Source organism: Brevibacillus reuszeri (assembly GCF_001187725.1).
Classification (GTDB): domain Bacteria; phylum Bacillota; class Bacilli; order Brevibacillales; family Brevibacillaceae; genus Brevibacillus; species Brevibacillus reuszeri.
Genome location: NZ_LGIQ01000019.1, coordinates 1 through 1060 on the forward strand (window position 1 = coordinate 1; position 1060 = coordinate 1060).

8 tRNA genes are annotated in these 1060 nt (G+C 48.5%); all 8 read left to right on the forward strand.

The window, feature by feature from the left end:
* Window positions 1-79 precede the first annotated feature (79 nt).
* The 8 genes from ADS79_RS33365 to ADS79_RS33400 all read left to right on the forward strand — a co-directional run bounded on the left by ADS79_RS33365 (window position 80) and on the right by ADS79_RS33400 (window position 801).
* Window positions 80-161: transfer RNA gene (locus ADS79_RS33365), tRNA-Leu, on the forward strand.
* Window positions 162-168: 7 nt separating this feature from the next.
* A tRNA-Gly gene (locus ADS79_RS33370) sits at window positions 169-242 on the forward strand.
* Between the two features lie 9 nt (window positions 243-251).
* Window positions 252-340: transfer RNA gene (locus ADS79_RS33375), tRNA-Ser, on the forward strand.
* A gap of 24 nt (window positions 341-364) precedes the next feature.
* Window positions 365-441 (forward strand) — tRNA-Met (locus ADS79_RS33380).
* 1 nt (window position 442) lies between these two features.
* Window positions 443-516 (forward strand) — tRNA-Trp (locus ADS79_RS33385).
* A gap of 22 nt (window positions 517-538) precedes the next feature.
* Window positions 539-614 (forward strand) — tRNA-His (locus ADS79_RS33390).
* Window positions 615-633: 19 nt separating this feature from the next.
* Window positions 634-707: transfer RNA gene (locus ADS79_RS33395), tRNA-Arg, on the forward strand.
* 9 nt (window positions 708-716) lie between these two features.
* Window positions 717-801: transfer RNA gene (locus ADS79_RS33400), tRNA-Leu, on the forward strand.
* Window positions 802-1060: the final 259 nt, after the last annotated feature.

The window sequence follows — 1060 nt, forward strand, 5'->3', positions numbered from 1 at the left end:
TTGGTAGAGTACTTGGCTTGGGACCAAGGGGTCGCAGGTTCGAATCCTGTCTTCCCGACCATGTTTTTTAACTTGATAAGCCGGTGTGGCGGAATGGCAGACGCGCGCGACTCAAAATCGTGAGGGAAACCGTGGGGGTTCAAGTCCCTTCACCGGCACCATATTTTTGCGGGTGTAGTTCAATGGTAGAACTCCAGCCTTCCAAGCTGGTCGCGTGGGTTCGATTCCCATCACCCGCTCCATTTTTTTGCGGAGGGATACCGAAGTGGTCATAACGGGGCGGTCTTGAAAACCGTTAGAGTGCAAGCTCACGCGGGTTCGAATCCTGCTCCCTCCGCCACAATTTAATTACTCTACTGTTTTTGGCGGCGTAGCTCAGATGGCTAGAGCGTTCGGTTCATACCCGAAAGGTCGGGGGTTCGATCCCCTCCACCGCTACCATAGGGGCATAGTTTAACGGTAGAACGAAGGTCTCCAAAACCTTTGGTGTGGGTTCGATTCCTACTGCCCCTGCCAAAGTTATATTTCATAAATCATGGCGGTCGTGGCGAAGGGGTTAACGCACCGGATTGTGGCTCCGGCACTCGTGGGTTCAAGTCCCATCGATCGCCCCATTTTTTTATAACCATATATGTCTCAGTAGCTCAGCTGGATAGAGCATCCGCCTTCTAAGCGGACGGTCGGGAGTTCGAACCTCTCCTGAGACGTTTTAACATGCGGTCGTGGTGGAATTGGCAGACACACCATCTTGAGGGGGTGGCGGGGCGACCCGTGCGAGTTCGAGTCTCGCCGACCGCACCATTAAATTTTTCGGTCGAATTTTTAATTTGATTGAAAAAAGCACTTGATTCTCTGGATTATACGTGCTATATTATAAATCTAGCCGATAACAAAAGAGACTTACTGAATTAAACATTATGTTTTTCAAAAAAGTCCTTGACTTGATCGGTTGGATATGGTAATATAAAATTCCGCGCTTCAAAAACAGGCGCAAAACAAAATGCTCTTTGAAAACTGAACAGCGAAAGCGTTAATGAGTCTATCATTAAATGATTTGCCA